Below are 15,989 nucleotides of genomic sequence, written 5' to 3'. Positions count from 1 at the left end.
AGGCCCCGCCGGCGGCGGGGCCTCACCTCGTTCGGGATGACTCCGGGAACGGAAGCGGCTGCAGCGTCCCCTGGCGCATCAACGCCCTGATGTGCTCGGCCGCCCGCTCGGGCGCCGTCCCACCCCGGACGACCACGCCCGCCTCCAGGTTGCGACGCACCCCGGACTCCGTGAGATTGGCGCTCCCCAGAAACAGGACCCGGCGGTCCGCCACGGCCAACTTGGCGTGCTGACGGGCGCTCCGGTGCTCGCGCCGGTCGACCGGCCAGTGCCAGAGCCGCAGTCCGCTCATGGAGCGGAAGGCGGCCGCCGGCTCCGGTCCATCGAGCAGACCTCCCGCCCCTTCCCGGGTTTCGACCACGACGTGCACCTCCACCCCGCGTGCCGTCGCGTCGGCGAGGGCCTGGAGCAACGGGCGGTACGGGCGAGCCGAGTAGGTCATCGCCAGCAGCTCCGTCCGTGCCTTCCGCACCACCTCGGTCAGAACCCTGGCGGTCGACCGCACCGGCACTCCCGGCGTGCTCGGGCCGCTCCAGACGGTCCTGACCTCCGCCTGGTCGCGCCGGTCGCTCCAGGCGGCGCTGAGGCCGCGCAGGTAGGCCGCCGCGAGGGCACCGGGTATGTCCTCCGCCCGGATCGTCCGGTACACCTCCCTGATCTCCCCGGAGGTGCGGGGCGACGGGAACTCGGCCGCCGCGTACTCCGGCCCCCGGCCCTGTTCTATGAGCGCGGCCAACGTCCGGGCCCGCTGCGGGCCGAGGACCGCGACCGCCGAAGCGGCCGCGGCCTCGAAGCGCGGGTTGCTCACGAAAGCAGCTCGGCCGGCGTGAGGACCACGTCCGGCTCGTCCCCGAGCGGCACCAGGAAGCGGCGGTCCAGGAACCGGTTGCCGCGCTCGCAGGTGGTCTCCGAGACGAACAGGCAGATGTGGCAGGCCGCGCCGTGCAGGTAGTCGGCCGGCGCGTGCGGCAGGCGCTCGGCGCACAGCGGGTCGGAGGAGCAGTGCGCGGCGTTGCGCAGTGCCGTCCTGATGATCCGTTCGAAGTGCGGGTCCTCGGCCAGCGAGACGAGTCCGCCCAGGGTTCCCTCGGAGTCGGGTACCGCCGTGTAGATCAGGATGCCGGTCCTCGGGTCGGTCTCGTCCCCGGCGTAGATCCGTTCGGCGAGGCTCGCCGAGTTGTAGCCGCACTCCAGGGCGATGGTGCGGATCAGCAGGTGGGACAGCGTGTGCAGGGCGAGGTAGCGCTCCCCGGGCCAGCCGTGCATCGGATCGAACGGCCCGGTGAGCCGGTCGCTCCTGCGGTTGGTACGGAACCGGGCGAAGGCCTCCCGGTGGGCGACCATCTGCGGCGACTTCTCCATCCGGCTCACCCAGTCGGCCATCAGGTCGTCCCGGACCCGCAGGAAGATCCCCTCCCCGCGGACCTCACTGGCCGGAACCCAGCCGAGACCTGACCGGGAGAGCCGCACGGGGGTGGCGATCTCGGAGGACGGGGACTCCGGATCGGGTGCGTCGAGCCGGGTGAATCCGATGAGGGCCCGGGCCTCACGCAGCCGCTCAACCTGCCGGACGTCGGAGAACAACCCCTTCAGCGTGTCCGGGACGGGCACCGCCTCCAGTGCGAAGTCCTCCGTGGCGGTGGGGAGGCGTTCAGCGGAGAGGACGGCCCACTCAGGGCCGAGGAGGTCGGCGGGCCGCACGTCCCCGGTCGGTGCCTCACCGTTCAGCGCGGCGGCCCGGGACTTGACCTCCGTGATCAGCGCATCCGGGTCGAGATCCCTGAGCCAGCTGAGGGAGGGAACGGACGAAAGGAGGTCGTAGTTGTCACGCGAGGTGATGCGCTGGACCTCCTCCCACCGTTCTTCGACCAGCTCCGCGAGCTTGTCGTTCTCGCCCGGCGGGAGCGCGAGGGCGCTCAACGTCATCGGGAACCACTGGTTGGACGCGCCCGCGACCATCAGGGTCGCCTCGCGGTCGCAGCCGTTGTACTCGAAGAACGCGCCGAGATGCGGGTGACGTCCACGGCAGGCGGGCAGGTTGCGGCGCCCCCGCTCGCCCATCGCGTCCCGGATGTTGCGCTTGGCCCCACAGCCCACGCACTCGATGGTCACGTTGGCGGCCTGGTTACCGCCGTGGTCCTTCATCCGCAGCAGCGGCCGCGGCGCCGTCGGGCAGGCTCCGCCGCCGTGCACGAACGGCGTGTAGGGGAACTCGTCGAGGTGCCCCGCGGTGCACACCAGGGTGAAGCGGGCGGCGACGGCGAGCGGCTTCCTGCGGCCCTGCGTGCAGTCGTGGACGAACTTCGCCTCGTGCGGGGTCCTCGGGTTGCTGTTGACGAACCTGAAGGCCTCCGAGTCGACCGGCGCGAGCAGGTTGCAGGCCGTGCACCGCAGCCACTGCGGGAACGGTGTGACGGGCACGCCGACCCCCTGGCTGGCCCAGTCCTTGGCGTTGTCGGCCGCCTCGTCCCACGGCGCCGACCGCAGCTCCGTGACCTGCTCCCGGCCGTAGAGCTGCAGCGAGCGGTTGACGGCCGCGCGCAGGCGCGGCTCGTCGATGACGTAGTCGGTCAGGCCGGTGTGGCTCCACGGTTCCAGCCCCTGGACCAGCACCGAGAAGTTGGGCAGGTCGATGAGGGCGCCCACCCCGGCCGTGAACATGAGGTGGCTGGGACGCACCGCCCCGACCCGGCGGAAGTAGCCGTTGCTCATCGCTGTCCCTTCCTCGTCGCCGCAGCGGCGGTGTCTCCGTACTCGTCGGCGTCGACCGTGGTGTCCGAACCGTCGTCACCGGGCCCGAAGGCCCACTCCGGCCCGCCGTTGGTGGACAGGTCCATCAGCCTCCCGCCGCCGGGCAGCAGCAGGTTGATCTCGTTCTCGGTCTCGCGCATCGACATCGGGACCGTGAGGGAGTCCCACCGGGCACCGTCCGCGCGGCGCAGTAGCGGCGCCACCAGGGTGTCCTTCTTCTTCTCGTTGCGGTAGCCGAGCGTCGCGCTGCCCTCGCGCTTACCGGCCCAGGCGTCCTTGAGCACGTCGATGCGCTCGGCGAGGTAGCCCCGGGCACGCGGCCCGCCGACCGCCTCCGCCCGGTCCAGCAGGCGCCGTTCCACCTCCGCCGCGATCTCGCCGTCGAGGTCCACCGTGTGGGCGTCCGTGTTGCGCGAGTGCTCGTACGCGGCCTGGCGCAGCGCGGCGATGTACGTCGGCGCGGTGCCCCGGTCGAGCGCCCGGCGGGTGAACGGGGTGACGGACAGGGCCTCCACCTGGCGGTAGAAGGTGGCGTGGTAGTGCTTGAAGTCCTCGAAGTGGGCCAAGTCCCGCGGCCGTGACCAGTTGTAGAGGGTGACCACGAGCCCGGGGCGGGCCGGGTCACGGCCGACGCGGGAGGAGGCCTGGATGTACTCGGCGGTGTTCTTGGGCTGGCCGATCACCAGCATCAGCCCGAACCGGGAGACGTCCACGCCGACCTGGAGCATCGAGGTGGCGAGCACCACGTCGACCGCCTGCTTGGGCGTGTAAGGAACGCGTTCCGGACGTTTCTCCTTCCTCGCGGCGATCGCCTCGACGATCAGCGCCCTGCGGCGCTCGCTGGTGTCCCGCTCCGGGTCGAAGCCGCCCTCAAGGCGCTTGAGGGTCGCGCTGATCTCGGAGGAGGAGATCCGGGAGGTGAGCTCCTGGATGGTCAGCATGCCGGTCCGGCCGACGATGCGGTTGGCGATCTGCTCGTGCCCCTTGCGACTGCCGTTGGCTCGCACCCGGGTGGTGATGTCGTCGTCGAGGTAGCGGCGCATGCCGGCCAGCTCACGGGTGGCGTTGAAGTACCCGACCAGGGTCATGTACGGGTCGCCCTGGTCCCCGTAGTCGTCGAAGACCTGCTGCGCCCCGAGCAGCAGGATCTCCGCGACCCGGATCTCGGCGGCCTTGAGCCTGGTGCCGTGGGCGCAGACGCCGAGGTAGCGACGGCCCGGGTCGGTCCGGCTGACCTCGACCTGCCGGGAGAAGAAGGTGTCGCCGACATCCAGCACCTGTGGCGGGAACACCGCGATCTTGCGGCCGAAGACGCCCCGCACCTGGTCGGCGGCGCGCTTGGTGGTCGCAGTGGACGCCACGATCTTCGGTCCGACCTCACGCCGGACGCCCTTCTCATCCGTGAAGGCCCAGCTGCACAGCTGGTCGACGGCCGCCTCGAAGAGGCCCACGGTGGTGCCGAGCGCGCCCGAGATCAGGTGCAGCTCGTCCTGGATGATCAGGTCCGGCGGGCGCAGGCGCGTGACCGCCTTGGCGGGCTGCTCGCCCCGGTGGCGGGGCCGACACTTGGTCTGCTCGTCGAGGTCGTCGTGGCGGTACCCGTGGAGTGGGCAGAGCTCGGTGACCCGCCCGAACAGCAGGCCGGCGTAGCCGTTCCACGGCAGCTGGGCGAACTTGTCGACGGTCGCGATGAGCATGGCGGGCGCCAGCCGGTAGATCTCCTCATCCACCGTGAGGACAGGGATGCCCTCGTCCTTGGCGCCCTTCCGGGAGAACGGGCAGTGGTCCTCGCCCTCCCCGCGCGGGCAGTAGAGCAGGACGCGCCGCCGGCGCTCGTCGTACTCCATGTTGCGGTGGGCCGTCAGGCCCGACCCGCACCAGGGGCAGCTGAGCACCTGGATCACCCGGGCGTACTTGTCGTCGGCGCTCTCCTTCGCCCCGGCGATCTGCTCCCGGGCCTCGGTGAACCAGTTCGGCGAAACGGAGGTCCCCACCCACAGGCCGATCCGGAACGGGGTCTCGCCCCAGCGCAGGTCACCGCCCGCGTAGGCCTCCCGGCGCAGCACCTCGGCGGCGGCGACCAAGGCTGCGGCTCGCTGGAACTGCTGGGCCGTCAGCAGCCGCAGGGTGTACCGCATCAGCACGCCGACCCCGGCCTCGCCGCTGCGTGCGTCGGGGCCGGTACCGATCACGCCCTGGAGCCGGCGCAGCGCGAAGGTGTAGGCGGCGAGGCCCAGGTACGCCTCGGTCTTGCCACCACCGGTCGGGAAGAACAGCAGGTCGACGACGGCGTTGGCGTCGGCGCCGCGGTCCGGGTGGCCGGAGCGGGAGAGCGAGGCGAGGTTGAGCAGGACGAAGGCCAGCTGGAAGGGACGCCAGCTCGCACCCTCCTTGCCCTTCGCGTGCACCTTGTCGTACGCCGGCCGGTACGAGGCCTGGTCGTCCTCGTGTCCGGCGCGGGCGGCAGCGATGGCGGTGTTCCGGCGCTGGAGCGCCATCGCCCGGTTGGCGAAGCGGAAGGCCTCCAGTGCGATGTCGTCCGTGTCGAGCGCGTCGATGCCGAGCGTGATCCGGTGACAGATCCCCTCGGCCTGCTTCACGGCGAACTCCGCCGTTGCACGCAGGTCCTCGGGCAGCGACGGAACGCGCTCGCGCTGCTCCTGGAGCCAAGTGTCATAGCCGTCCGCGAGCGGGGCGAGCGCTGCCCGGAGTTCCTTGCGCCGGGCGGGCACCGCGAGTTCGGCGAGCTCGTCCATGCCGAGCTCCAGGCCGGTGAGCAGCGGCTGCTCCTCGATCCTGGGGGCCGTGGTAGCGGCGACGTCGTACGCGGGCAGCCAGGTGGTGGTCAGCCGGTGGGCGCGGCGCTCGCCCGCCCGGACCTCGGCGTGGACCGCGACGTTGCGACCCACCGCGTGGCGCAGGCTGTCGCGGTAGAGCAGCCGGAGCCGGTTCTCCTCGTCGTCCTCGTGCGCGCCGGCCGCGCCCGGGGCGAGTGGGTCGTCGACGGGGAGGAAGACCGCTGCCTCGGCGTCGGCGAAGGCGGTGACGTCGAGCTCGGTCTGGAACAGCCAGTTGGCGTCCTTTCGGTCGACGGAATCCTCCAGCTGGTTGACGAGGGCCACCTCGACCACCCGCAGGTCCTCGCCGCCCGCCCCGCCGGTCCGCTGCCGCACCTTGACGTCCAGGCGCACGCACGGCCCGTCCGCCGAGTCGCCCTCCAGGACGACGCGGCGGTCGCCGATGCCGGTCACGTCGATGTCCTCGGGCTTCTCCACCGGTTCACGTGCCCACACCCGGCGGGTTCGCTCGTCGTCGGTGAGGGCCTCGGTCAGGGAGTAGCGCCCCCACTTCGCCGTGACCGTGAGCGTGCCGATCGCGGCCGGGACGGTGAACGACAGCCCCATGGACGAGGCCCAGATCCGCCCGGCCGCCTGCGGGGTCAGCAGGTCGGCCGGCTCGGTGTCACCGCGGTCCGCGTCGCTCCCGGGTTCGACGTCGGCGAGCTGTGCGGCGTTCCGGGCTGTCCGGGCCGAGGTCTCGTCGGCGGGGCGGGGGCCGAGCATCCCGACGAGGTAGCGGTCGCGCGGGCCGGCCGAGCGCTGCGGCAGCTCCTCCGTGTTGCCGTCCCAGGGCCCGAGCAGGTCGCGCCTGATGTAGTTTTCGAGGGCCTAGCGGGCGTCGTAGGAGTCGCCGGAGAGGAAGGTCTGCGGCACGTCGTCCAGCGGATGCGGGACGGGCGCCGGAGAGGGCTGGGCGGACATGAAGTGAGCTGCCCCTTCGGGAGGATGACCGAGTACGGCGAGCCTACTGCGCGGCGCCGAGACTTCCTCCAAGAACCATATATTCACCGATTGACTTAGTTCACAGTTTTTCCGGTAGGAGGCACGGTGCGGAATCGTTTGCGGGTCGTTCTCATGTCCTCAAGCGCGATGGGGTTCGCCAACGTCCAAGCCCCGTGCGCCGAGGCAGACCATGAGACCGTCGCCTACGTGTGCGCCGCATCCGCGACAGGGGCAGTGGTCAGCGACGCTCTCTCGCAACTGCCGTCGGGCGTCGACCTACTGCTTCCGCGCAGCACCGCCGGTCTGGCCCGCGCACTGTCCGGCTACCGGCCGGACCTGGTGGTCTGCAACGGGTTCCCGTGGAAACTGCCGGCGGAGGTCCTGAGCGTTCCGCGCCTCGGCGTGCTGAACGTCCACCCCTCCCTGCTGCCGCGCCATCGCGGCCCGATGCCGATCCACTGGGCCGTCCGGCACGGCGATCCCGAGACCGGCGTGACGATCCACTGGATGGACCAGTCCTTCGACACCGGACGGATCCTCGTCCAGCGCGGAGGAGTCGCGCTTCCGGACGACTTGGACGGCGACAGCGTGTTCGCGGAGATCCAGGCGCTTTCCCGCGAACTGCTGTCGGAAGCCCTGGGGTTGGCGGCCACCGGTCACGCAGGAACTGAGCAGGGGCGGGAAGGGGCGGGCTACGAGAGCATGATGGGGCCGCAGCACGCGGTCATCGACTGGTCGGCAAGCCGCCGGGACATCCACAATCTCGTCCGCACCTTCCGGTTCGGGCTGTTCGCCGTACCCGGCCCCCTTGCCGTGGTCGACGGCCGCTGGGTGGCCGTCCTCAAGTCCCGTACCGCGCCTGGTGACGGTGCGCGCATGGAGTGCGCGGACGGCCCGCTGTGGATCGTGGAGTCGGTCCCCGTTCCAGCGCGGGACGTCTGGCTTTCTGCGGGCTGACTCAGGCGCCGTCCCCCAAGGCGCTCGTCAACCGGTCGCGCAGGCGCCGCGCACCCGGATCGGTGAAGTCGCCGAGCAGGGTCAACGCCTCGCGCCTGTGCTGCCGCGCCACATCCGATGTCTCACCCATGGCCTCTGCCGCCTCAGCGAGGTGGCAGAGGGCCACCGCCCACTGCCACCGGTCGCCCAGGTCACGGTGTACGGCCACGGCACGGCGATGGAACTCGCTCGCCTCCTGGGCCCGGCCGAGTTCGAGGTACGCCAGACCGGCGCCGTCCCAGGCGAGTGCTTCGCGGCTGCGGTCGCCGAGGCTCCGTTGCAGGACGGCGGCGCGCTGGTAGGAGGCGAGGGCGTCGGTGGGTCGGCCCACCGCACGTTGGGCATGTCCGAGTTGGGTCAGCCAGTACGCTTCCGCAACGGTGCTGTTGAGGTCCACCGCGAGGTCGACGGCGCGCTGAGCGCTCTCCAAGGCCTCGTCCAGCCGGCCGTCTTCGAGCTGGATCATGCTGAGGATTCGCAGCCCGTTGCCCTCAGCCCGACGATCGGCCGCCTCGCGGAACGACTCCAGGCCGGCGCGAGCCATCCGCTCCGCGTCCGCGAGGCAGCCAAGCGCCGCCTGGACCTCGGCTAGGTTGACCGCCGTCCGCGGCTCCCAGTAGGTGTCGTCGAGGGCCTGGAACAGCGCACGGGATCGCTCGAAAGCCTCCTGGGCACCGGGAAGTTGATGTCTGCGCAGCTGGAGAAGGCCGAGTCCGTTGAGGGTCAGGGCTTCGCCTGCCGGATCGTCCAGCTCACGGCGGATGGTCAGCGCCGCCTCGTACTGTTCGGAGGCCTGATCGAGGCGGCTGGACTGGGTGTACGCCATGCCCAGACTCTCGTGCAGCTCCGCCTGCGCGTGCCGGTCGTCGCCGCGCCGCGCGGCCTCCAGGCCCAGGCGCGAGGTCGCGAACCAGTCCTGGAAGGTATTGCGCTGCATGTAGAAAGCGCGGAGGACGATGGCGAGTTGCCAGACGTACTCGTCCAACCCGAGGGCAAAGCCGGTCCGGACGGCAGCCGCGAGGTTCTCGCGTTCCGTCTCGAACCATTGCACCGCGGCGGCTTCGTCACCGAAGACCGTCGGCTCCACCTCGGGGTCGAGTGGCGTCAACCGGACCCGGGGCTCGTGGGGAGCGATTCGCGCCTGAGCCGCATCAGCCGTGTGCAGATACCAGGTCAGCACCCGCCGGACCGCCTGCTCGCTCTCCTCCGGCTCCTGCTCGTGCCGCGCCTGGTCGGTGGCGTAGGCGCGCAACAGGTCGTGGAACCGGTAGCGGTCCGGGGCGGTCTGCTCGACCATGTGGGACGCCACGAGCCCATCCAGCAAACGACGCGTCTGCCGGGCACTGCTCGCCACAAGTGCTGCGGCAGCCGAAGTGCTGAACTCCCCGGTCGGATGAAGGCCGAGCATGCGGAACAGCCGTGCCGCGTCGGCTGGCAGCGCCCGGTACGACCATGCGAAGACCGAGCGAACCGCCTCCGACTCCTCCTCGTCCTCACTGGACAGTGCGTCCCACAGGCTGGATTCGTCGCGGAGGTCCTGTATCAGGTCGTTCAGCAGCATCCGCGGCCGACCTGCCGCGCGTTCGGCCGCAATGCGCAAGGCCAGTGGCAGGCGCGCGCAGAGTCGTGCCAGCTGGGCAAGTTCGACTGGATCGTCCGCAGTGCGATAGTCCGACGTCACCGCTCGCAGAAGCTCGACGGCGTCCTGCTCCGCCAACACCTCCAGGGTCAGATGCCGCGCGCCCTCCCGAACGCCGAGGCCCGACAGGCGATGGCGGCTCGTCACCACCACCAGACACCCGGGCACACCGGGCAGCAGGGGACGGACCTGAGCAGCGCGTGAGGCGTTGTCGAGCATGATCAGCATCCGACGGCCGGCCACCAGAGACCGATAGGTCGATGCCATAGCCTCGGGGTCGGTGGGGATCGCCGCAGCGGGGACATCCAGAGCGCGCAGGAAACGCTCCAGCACCTGTGCGGGAGCGATGGGTTCCTGTGGGTCGTAGCCGCGCAGGTTCACGTACAGCTGCCCGTCCGGGAAGTGCTCCCGGACAGCGTGCGCCCAGTGCAGGGCCAGCGAGGTCTTGCCCACTCCAGCTGTGCCGGTGAGCACCAGAACCTGTGCGGCCGGCGGGTGCTCAGCCAGGAGGCGGTCCATGGCTTCCTGCTCCACGGTCCGGTTGACGAAACCGCGGACGTCCGTGGGCAGTTGCCGGGGAACGGGTTCGCCGTGCCGGTTGGCCGATGGCGAGGTGTGGAAGTGAACCGGTCCCTGGATGTCCCGGGCCTGAACGACGTTGCCGGCGGACGACCCCGACAGCGATGAACTGGTGCTGCCGGGGGACGCCTCGGGGACCTCTCGCTCCACTCCTCAACGCTCCACTGGCTGCCGGGCCATGAAGCTCTCGATGCCCTCGCCCTGGTCGTACAGGCGGGAGATGAACTCCGCGACCCGGTCCCTGGTCGCGCGGTCCAGGTAGCGGGTCGCGCCGTCAGCAAGGCCGGCGGCGTCGTACGTGATGTCGTAGACGGTGTCCGACCCCAAGGTGACGAGTTCCGGAAGCGGTCCGTCCAGTTCGTGCGGGGCAATCAACTCGGGGCCGACCACACGGATCAATTCCCCGCACTCGGCGCGCACCCGCAGCGATTGCAGCTCCCACTCCAGATAGGGAGTGAGCGGGAACTCGACGACGCGCACGCGCAACAGCCGGCAATCGTGGTCGGCGGCAAGACGGGAGAGCTGGAGCAGATCATCGCGCCCGGCCTCGATCACTTCCAGCGCCTCCGCCCGGTTCCCTCCGAAGTAGGCGCGCCAACTGGCGTTCTGCGGCTCCTGGAACTCCTGCCGGCGTTCCAGCTTCCACGAGTCGTAGCCGTCGACCGCGAAGTCCCGCCGGCGGAAGTCGGCTTTGTACTCGGCCTGGGGGAGCCGGTCACCCGGCACACCACCGAGGAGGTCACGCATCCGGCAGGTCCTCCTTCGCGGAGAGGAGCGTGATCCTGGGGATGACCACGAGATGCTCCCGCTCATTGATCGCCATGCCTTGAGGGAGTCCAGCCGCCCGGTAGACCTCGGTCAGATCCCGGCCGATGACCGCGATGTCGCCGTTGTCGAGTTCCCAGATGTCGGGACAGCCGTCCCGGCTGTCCGTGGTGCCCAGTTCGGCCGGCGACTTGCCCAAACGCCGGGTCAGTATGGCATCCGGATCCGCATCCCAGGGTTGACTCATCACGCCTCCAGAATGTTGCGTGAACGGTTGACTACACAAAGTACAGACGCTGCCGACCGCGCGTCAACAACACCCAGATCCTGCGGTTGTCCTACCGCACCCCTACGCTGTCGGCCAGTGCCGGACACGCTCGTCCTTGCACGACCGGGTGAAGGGGAGACATGCGCGCGCAGGAGATCACGTTCCTCAATTTGGTCCAGGGCCAGAAGCAGTTCCAAGTGCCGCTCTACCAGCGCACCTACAGCTGGAAGCAGAAGGATCTGCAGCGCCTCTGGGAGGACGTGTCCGAGCTGGTCGAGCTTCACCTGGCCGGCAGTTCACCGGCCCGGCACTTCCTCGGTTCGGTCGTCCTCGCGCAGGGCCACATCCAGGCCGGCGGCGTCCAGCGCTGGCTGGTGGTCGACGGGCAACAGCGGCTCACCACCCTGATGCTCGCCTTCACTGCACTGCGCGACCACTACAAGGGCACCGGGGCCGAGGACGACGCCGACCGGGTCCACCGGCAGATCCTGATCAACGAGTTCAACAAGACAGGCCTCGACCGCTACCGCCTGTTGCCCACCCAGGCTGACCGGGATGCGTACACCGCCTGCGTGGAATCGTCGCCCAAGGCCGGAGGCGCGGACAACATCGGCTGCGCATACCGCTTCTTCCTCGGCGTCTTGGAAGACATGCGGGAGGAGCGCGGAGCGGAAGGGGTTGGCGCGGTCGAGACCGTCCTCAAGGACCTGCTTTCGATCGTCGAGATCTCCGCCGAGGAAGGCGACAACGTCTACCGGATCTTCGAATCCATCAACAACACCGGCGTCGGCCTCAGCCAGAGCGACCTGCTGCGCAACTACGTCTTCAGCCTGCTGCCGGAACACGGGGAGCGCGTCTACCGGGAACTGTGGCTGCCGATGCAGCAGGATCTCGGGCCGGAGAACCTCGAACTCCTGGTCTGGCTCGACCTGGTGGTGCGCGGGCACGGCAAGGCCAAGCAGAGCGACATCTACCGCCAGCAGCAGAAGCGGCTCGATGCGTGCAAGAACGACGAGGAGGCATTGGAGCAGGAGATCAGACTGCTCGCGGAGCGCGGCGAGCGCCTTCTGCGCATCCTCAAGCCGGAGCGGGAGGGTTCAGCCGCACTGCGCATCATCCTGGAGCGTCTGGGGGCGTGGGGCAGCCAGACCTACTATCCGCTCGCGCTCCACCTGCTCGACCTCGTCGACGCCGAAGAGGCCACGGCGGAGGAGGCCGCAGAGGCGCTGGGCTACGTCGAGTCGTACCTGGTCCGCCGGATGATCTGCCAGGTCCCGACGAACAACCTCAACCGGATCTTCATGGACGCGCCCAGGGAACTGGAGGCCGACCGCCCGGTGGCGGAGGCAGTACGCCGACTGCTCTCCGGCCGCCGGCGCAAGTGGCCCTCCGACGAGGATCTGCGCGAGGCGATCCGCACCAAGCCGTTCTACTGGAGCGGGCGTTCCACCCAGCGCTTCCAGGTGCTGCGGCGGCTGGAGGAGAGCCACGCGGCAAGTGAGCCGGTGGACTTCGAGAAGGCGTCGCTGTCGGTGGAGCACGTGCTGCCCCAGCGCCCGGCGCAGGCCTGGTTCGATCTGCTCGCGGAGGAGACGGAGGACGGCCAGAGCCCGAAGGAGCTGCACGACCTGCTGGTGCACACCCTCGGCAACCTGACGCTGTCGGGCGACAACTCGAAGCTCTCCAACCACCCCTTCCAGCGGAAGCAGCAGATCCTCGACGCGAGTGCGCTGCGGATGAACCAGGAGATCGCCGCCGAGGAACGCTGGGGCAAGGCGGAGATCCTCGCCCGGGCAGACCGGCTCGCCGAGCGGGCGATCGGGCTGTGGCCGGCTCCCATCGGGTCGGTGAAGACGGTCGGGGACGAGTGGTCGGGCTGGGCGGAGCTGCGGGCGGCCCTGGTCGCGATGCCCAGCGGCACCTGGACCTCGTACGGCGATGTCGGGGAGCTGATCGGTCTCCACGCGATCGGGGTGGGCAACCACCTGGCCACCAAGCCCGGGGTGATCGGGGCGTACCGGGTACTGAACTCGGACGGCCGGGTCTCCCCCGGCTTCCGCTGGCTCGACGGCCGGACGGAGACTCCGCAGGAGCTGCTGGAGCAGGAGGGCCTCCCCTTCGACAACGCCGACCGCGCCCACCGGTCGTGCCGGCTGACCGCCCCCGAACTGGCCGCCCTGCTCGGGCGCGACCTGCCGTCGGACAGCCTGCACGACCCGCTGCCCGACACCGAGAACGCCGCGGCTGCCGAGCGCTTCCGTACTCAGCTGTCCGAGAACCAGACCTCGGCAGTGGCGACGGGAGTGCTGTCCGCGCTGCACTTCTGGGAACGGCAGGGCGGCGTCTTCGACTACGGCCAGGCTGACGAGACCAGCTGCTTCCCGATGCTCGACACCGGGACTCCTTCGCAGCCGCACCTGCTGTGGCCGCTCGCGCTCTACCCGGTGGCGGGAACGGCGGAGGTGGTCTTCCAGTACCTGAAGGACCGGAGCCCGTTCGACGACACCGAGGTGCGACGGGAGCTGCTGCGGCGGTTGAACGAGATCGACGGGATCGAGCTGGCGGAGGCGAAGCTGGACCTTCGCCCGTCCTTCCCGCTCCAGGTGTTCGCCGACCACCCGGAGGAGATCTGCGCGGTGCTGGAGTGGTTCGTCCACACGGCGGCGCTGGAGCTCGCGCAGCGAACCTGAGCCTGATTACCTTGCCGCCGAGCCGAGTTGGGGAACTCGGCTCGGCGCATGGCGGGGGTCAGGCGGGTATGCCTCGGGACGGGGACTGGTCCTGGCGTTCAGGGTCGGTGCGCTCGTCGTCGGGCTTGGGCATCCGGAGGGCCGTGATGACGCCCAGGGCCACGGTGGCGAACGCGAGCGCCAGGAGGACGGCGAAGGCGGCACCGATCAGGAAGGTGGCGGCACCCGGTCTCATCCTCGTTCGCCCCCTTCGAGATCGCGGAGGAGGTGGAGGAGGTTGAGGAGAGTGCTGACGGGCGCATTGCCGAAGTCGGCGAGGATGCGGCCGTCGAGGGTCCTCTCGCCGGGGGCGGCGGAGCCCCAGAGGAGCCCGTACGGGAGGCCTCGGCGGTGCAACTCGCTGAGGAGGGCGGTGATTTGGGGTGCGGTGTAGTCGTGCATCCCGGGGTCGGTCGGCGCGATGGGGGCGTGGCGGGGGTTCACGCGGGGAAGTCCAGCTCGAACCAGACGATTTTGCCCCTCTCCTGGGGGTCGACGCCCCAGCGGCGGGTGAGCCCCTCCACAAGCTGGAGGCCCCGGCCGGACTCGGTGAGCTCGCCGGGGGTTCGCGGCGCGGGGAGGGCGTCGCTCTCGTCCGAGACGCAGACGCGGAGGGTGGGGGTGAGGGAGAAGTAGACGACGGGGGCGGGGGTCTCGCCGTGCCGCCAGGCGTTGACGATCAGCTCCACGAGGGCGAGTTCGGCGTTGAAGATGACCTCCGGGTCCCAGCCGGCGCGGGTCAGGACGTCCCGCAGGGCCTGCTTGGAGAGGGCGAGCGAGGGCGTGTTACGGGTGCACATGGAAGCCTCCATGAAGCAGTGGTGGGGAGAAGAAGGAGAACCGGCGGATACGTCGCCGTGAGCCAGGCCAGGACGTGACTGCTCTGCGGTGCGCGGGCAGCAGGCGCCTACTGCCCGGAAAGACAGGCGTTACTGACGATCCGTCGGATCGAGCTAATGACGACCATAGCCCAGCCCCAGATCAAGTTTTACCCCAATCCCAGATCTTCCCTCTATCGTGGTAACAGCCGCCCCAGATGGACCGACCGGCAAGCCGCGCGGCAGACTGGGGTCACCTCCGCCTTGGAAGGAAGTCATGGCTCCACGCGCGAACCCAACACTCCGTCAGCGGCGCCTCGGCGCAGAGCTGAGAAGGATGCGGGAGCAGGTCGGCTTCGGTGGCAGCGAGCTCGGCCGCCTCGTCGGCATGAGCCCTGCGCAGGTGACGCAGATGGAGGCAGGGAAGATCGGCATCAGCGTGGAGCGCCTGCGCACGATCGCCGCAACGTGCATGTGTGTCAACGAGCCCTTGGTCGCCGCCCTCTCGGACATCATCACGGAGCGCGAGAAGCCTGGGTGGTGGGAGGAGTATCGCGGAACCCTGTCCGAGGACTTCGTTGACGTCGCGGAGTTCGAGGGCCAGGCTCGAAGGCTCACTACCTACTCGATGGCTTTCATTCCCGGTCTGCTCCAGACCGGCTCCTACTCCTCCGCCGTCTTCGCCCAGACCTTCCCGCCCTTGCCTCGTCACGAGATCGACCTCAGAACAGCCTTCCGGATGCAGCGGCAGCGCGTTGTCCGATCGGGCACAACGCCTTACGCAGCATTCATCCATGAAGCAGCGCTGCGCATGCAGTTCAGCGGCCCGACCGTCCTTGCCGAACAGCTCGGCGCTCTCATCGAGGACTCCGAGCAATCGAGCGTTTCGATCCGAGTGGTTCCGTTCGACGTCAGCGCCATGCCGAGCTCAAGCGGGACCTTCACGTACGCCGAGGGGCCGATCCCAGAACTCGATGCAGCACAGGTAGACACGAGCCTCGGCTGCCGGATCTTCGATGCCCCAGCCCACGTGGCGAGGTTCCGATCCCTGCTCGCCCGATTCGAGTCCCGTGCCCTCTCGGAGGAGGAGTCCCGAGACTTCATCGGGTCCGTCATGAAGGAAATGGAAAGCAAGCGTGCATAGTTCCGTGTGGCAGAAGTCCAGCTACTCCAGCTCTAGCGACGAGTGCGTCGAGGTGCGCACAGTCGCCGGACAGGTCGAGCTGCGCGAGTCCGACGACAGCGAGGTCATAGTCCGCACCACGCCCGCCAAATTCGCCAGGTTCCTCCAAGGCGTCAAGGCAGGCGAGTTCGACCACTACGCCAACTGACATCGGCGGCCCTTCGCTCCACAGAGCGAAGGGCCGCCGCATTCGTCTAGAAGAGGGCACCCTCCGGCGGGAAGAGCCCGTCATCACCGAAACCGGCCGAGCTGGAGACGTTCAGCCGCTCGGCCTTCCTGCGCCGCGCCTCCGCAGAGGGCGCCGGAAGGTCGGGCCGCCGGTTCGGCTTCTTGTGCAACCCGAGGAACACCTCGTCGGCATACGTCTGGTGGTTGAGCCGACGAAGCCGGTCGATGATCTCCGTCCGCGCGAGCAGTCCGATGGTGTACCGAGTCCCCTGGTCCGTCTCGTGGAACCCGTGATCCAGCGGAAACGTCTC

General features: G+C 69.6%; 13 protein-coding genes. 4 read left to right on the top strand and 9 right to left on the bottom strand.

The features are described from left to right. Positions 1-22 precede the first annotated feature (22 nt). From drmC to drmA, 3 genes are read right to left on the bottom strand one after another with little or no spacing between them, the layout of a single operon-like run. Positions 23-808 carry a DISARM system phospholipase D-like protein DrmC gene (drmC, locus tag ACFQ87_RS29475; protein WP_380613881.1) on the bottom strand — a complete coding sequence of 262 codons (786 nt, stop codon included), beginning with the start codon at positions 806-808 and terminating at the stop codon, positions 23-25. Beyond that, complete coding sequence (gene drmB, locus ACFQ87_RS29470; RefSeq protein WP_380613880.1) at positions 805-2,712, bottom strand: DrmB family protein; 1,908 nt, start codon at positions 2,710-2,712, stop codon at positions 805-807. Before drmB ends, drmC begins: the two co-directional genes overlap by 4 nt. Further along, positions 2,709-6,404: a DISARM system helicase DrmA gene (gene drmA / locus ACFQ87_RS29465; RefSeq protein WP_380613902.1), complete on the bottom strand. Its 3,696-nt coding sequence runs from the start codon at positions 6,402-6,404 to the stop codon at positions 2,709-2,711. The genes drmB and drmA overlap by 4 nt, the downstream gene beginning before the upstream one ends. 336 nt (positions 6,405-6,740) lie before the next feature. Here drmA and ACFQ87_RS29460 point away from each other — a divergent pair, with 336 nt between their 5' ends. Continuing rightward, the gene (locus ACFQ87_RS29460; RefSeq protein WP_380613879.1) at positions 6,741-7,490 is read left to right on the top strand and encodes a methionyl-tRNA formyltransferase; all 750 of its coding nucleotides are present in this window, start codon (positions 6,741-6,743) and stop codon (positions 7,488-7,490) included. Between the two features lies 1 nt (position 7,491). On the opposite strand, the gene ACFQ87_RS29455 is transcribed toward ACFQ87_RS29460, so the two are convergent. Genes ACFQ87_RS29455 through ACFQ87_RS29445 form a run of 3 tightly spaced genes read right to left on the bottom strand, consistent with a single transcriptional unit; the run spans position 7,492 to position 10,759 of the window. Then, on the bottom strand, positions 7,492-9,897 hold the full coding sequence (locus ACFQ87_RS29455) for an ATP-binding protein (protein ID WP_380613878.1): 2,406 nt from the start codon (positions 9,895-9,897) through the stop codon (positions 7,492-7,494). 3 nt (positions 9,898-9,900) lie between these two features. Beyond that, positions 9,901-10,494: a DUF6879 family protein gene (locus ACFQ87_RS29450; RefSeq protein WP_380613877.1), complete on the bottom strand. Its 594-nt coding sequence runs from the start codon at positions 10,492-10,494 to the stop codon at positions 9,901-9,903. Further along, positions 10,487-10,759, bottom strand: a complete 273-nt coding sequence (locus ACFQ87_RS29445) for a hypothetical protein (protein ID WP_380613876.1) — start codon at positions 10,757-10,759, stop codon at positions 10,487-10,489. The genes ACFQ87_RS29450 and ACFQ87_RS29445 overlap by 8 nt, the downstream gene beginning before the upstream one ends. A gap of 161 nt (positions 10,760-10,920) precedes the next feature. Here ACFQ87_RS29445 and ACFQ87_RS29440 point away from each other — a divergent pair, with 161 nt between their 5' ends. Next, positions 10,921-13,470 (top strand): DUF262 domain-containing protein, encoded by a 2,550-nt coding sequence (locus ACFQ87_RS29440; RefSeq protein ID WP_380613875.1) that lies wholly within the window; start codon positions 10,921-10,923, stop codon positions 13,468-13,470. Between the two features lie 58 nt (positions 13,471-13,528). Here the strand turns inward: ACFQ87_RS29440 and ACFQ87_RS29435 are convergent, their stop codons facing one another. Genes ACFQ87_RS29435 through ACFQ87_RS29425 form a run of 3 tightly spaced genes read right to left on the bottom strand, consistent with a single transcriptional unit; the run spans position 13,529 to position 14,309 of the window. Then, positions 13,529-13,705 carry a hypothetical protein gene (locus tag ACFQ87_RS29435; RefSeq protein ID WP_380613874.1) on the bottom strand — a complete coding sequence of 59 codons (177 nt, stop codon included), beginning with the start codon at positions 13,703-13,705 and terminating at the stop codon, positions 13,529-13,531. Beyond that, the gene (locus tag ACFQ87_RS29430; RefSeq protein ID WP_380613873.1) at positions 13,702-13,953 is read right to left on the bottom strand and encodes a hypothetical protein; all 252 of its coding nucleotides are present in this window, start codon (positions 13,951-13,953) and stop codon (positions 13,702-13,704) included. The genes ACFQ87_RS29435 and ACFQ87_RS29430 overlap by 4 nt, the downstream gene beginning before the upstream one ends. After that, a complete protein-coding gene (locus ACFQ87_RS29425; RefSeq protein WP_380613872.1) occupies positions 13,950-14,309 on the bottom strand; it encodes an ATP-binding protein in 360 nt (119 codons plus the stop codon). The genes ACFQ87_RS29430 and ACFQ87_RS29425 overlap by 4 nt, the downstream gene beginning before the upstream one ends. Before the next feature lie 295 nt (positions 14,310-14,604). Between ACFQ87_RS29425 and ACFQ87_RS29420 the strand changes: the two genes are divergently transcribed. Together ACFQ87_RS29420 and ACFQ87_RS29415 are read left to right on the top strand one after the other, a co-directional pair. Further along, a complete protein-coding gene (locus ACFQ87_RS29420) occupies positions 14,605-15,471 on the top strand; it encodes a helix-turn-helix domain-containing protein (RefSeq protein WP_380613871.1) in 867 nt (288 codons plus the stop codon). Then, positions 15,464-15,658, top strand: a complete 195-nt coding sequence (locus ACFQ87_RS29415) for a DUF397 domain-containing protein (RefSeq protein ID WP_380613870.1) — start codon at positions 15,464-15,466, stop codon at positions 15,656-15,658. The genes ACFQ87_RS29420 and ACFQ87_RS29415 overlap by 8 nt, the downstream gene beginning before the upstream one ends. Positions 15,659-15,989: the final 331 nt, after the last annotated feature.

It is taken from the genome of Kitasatospora sp. NPDC056531, from assembly GCF_042794375.1.
Classification (GTDB): Bacteria; Actinomycetota; Actinomycetes; order Streptomycetales; family Streptomycetaceae; genus Kitasatospora.
Note: the sequence above shows the minus strand (reverse complement) of the source record. Positions and strands in the feature narration are given on the sequence as shown.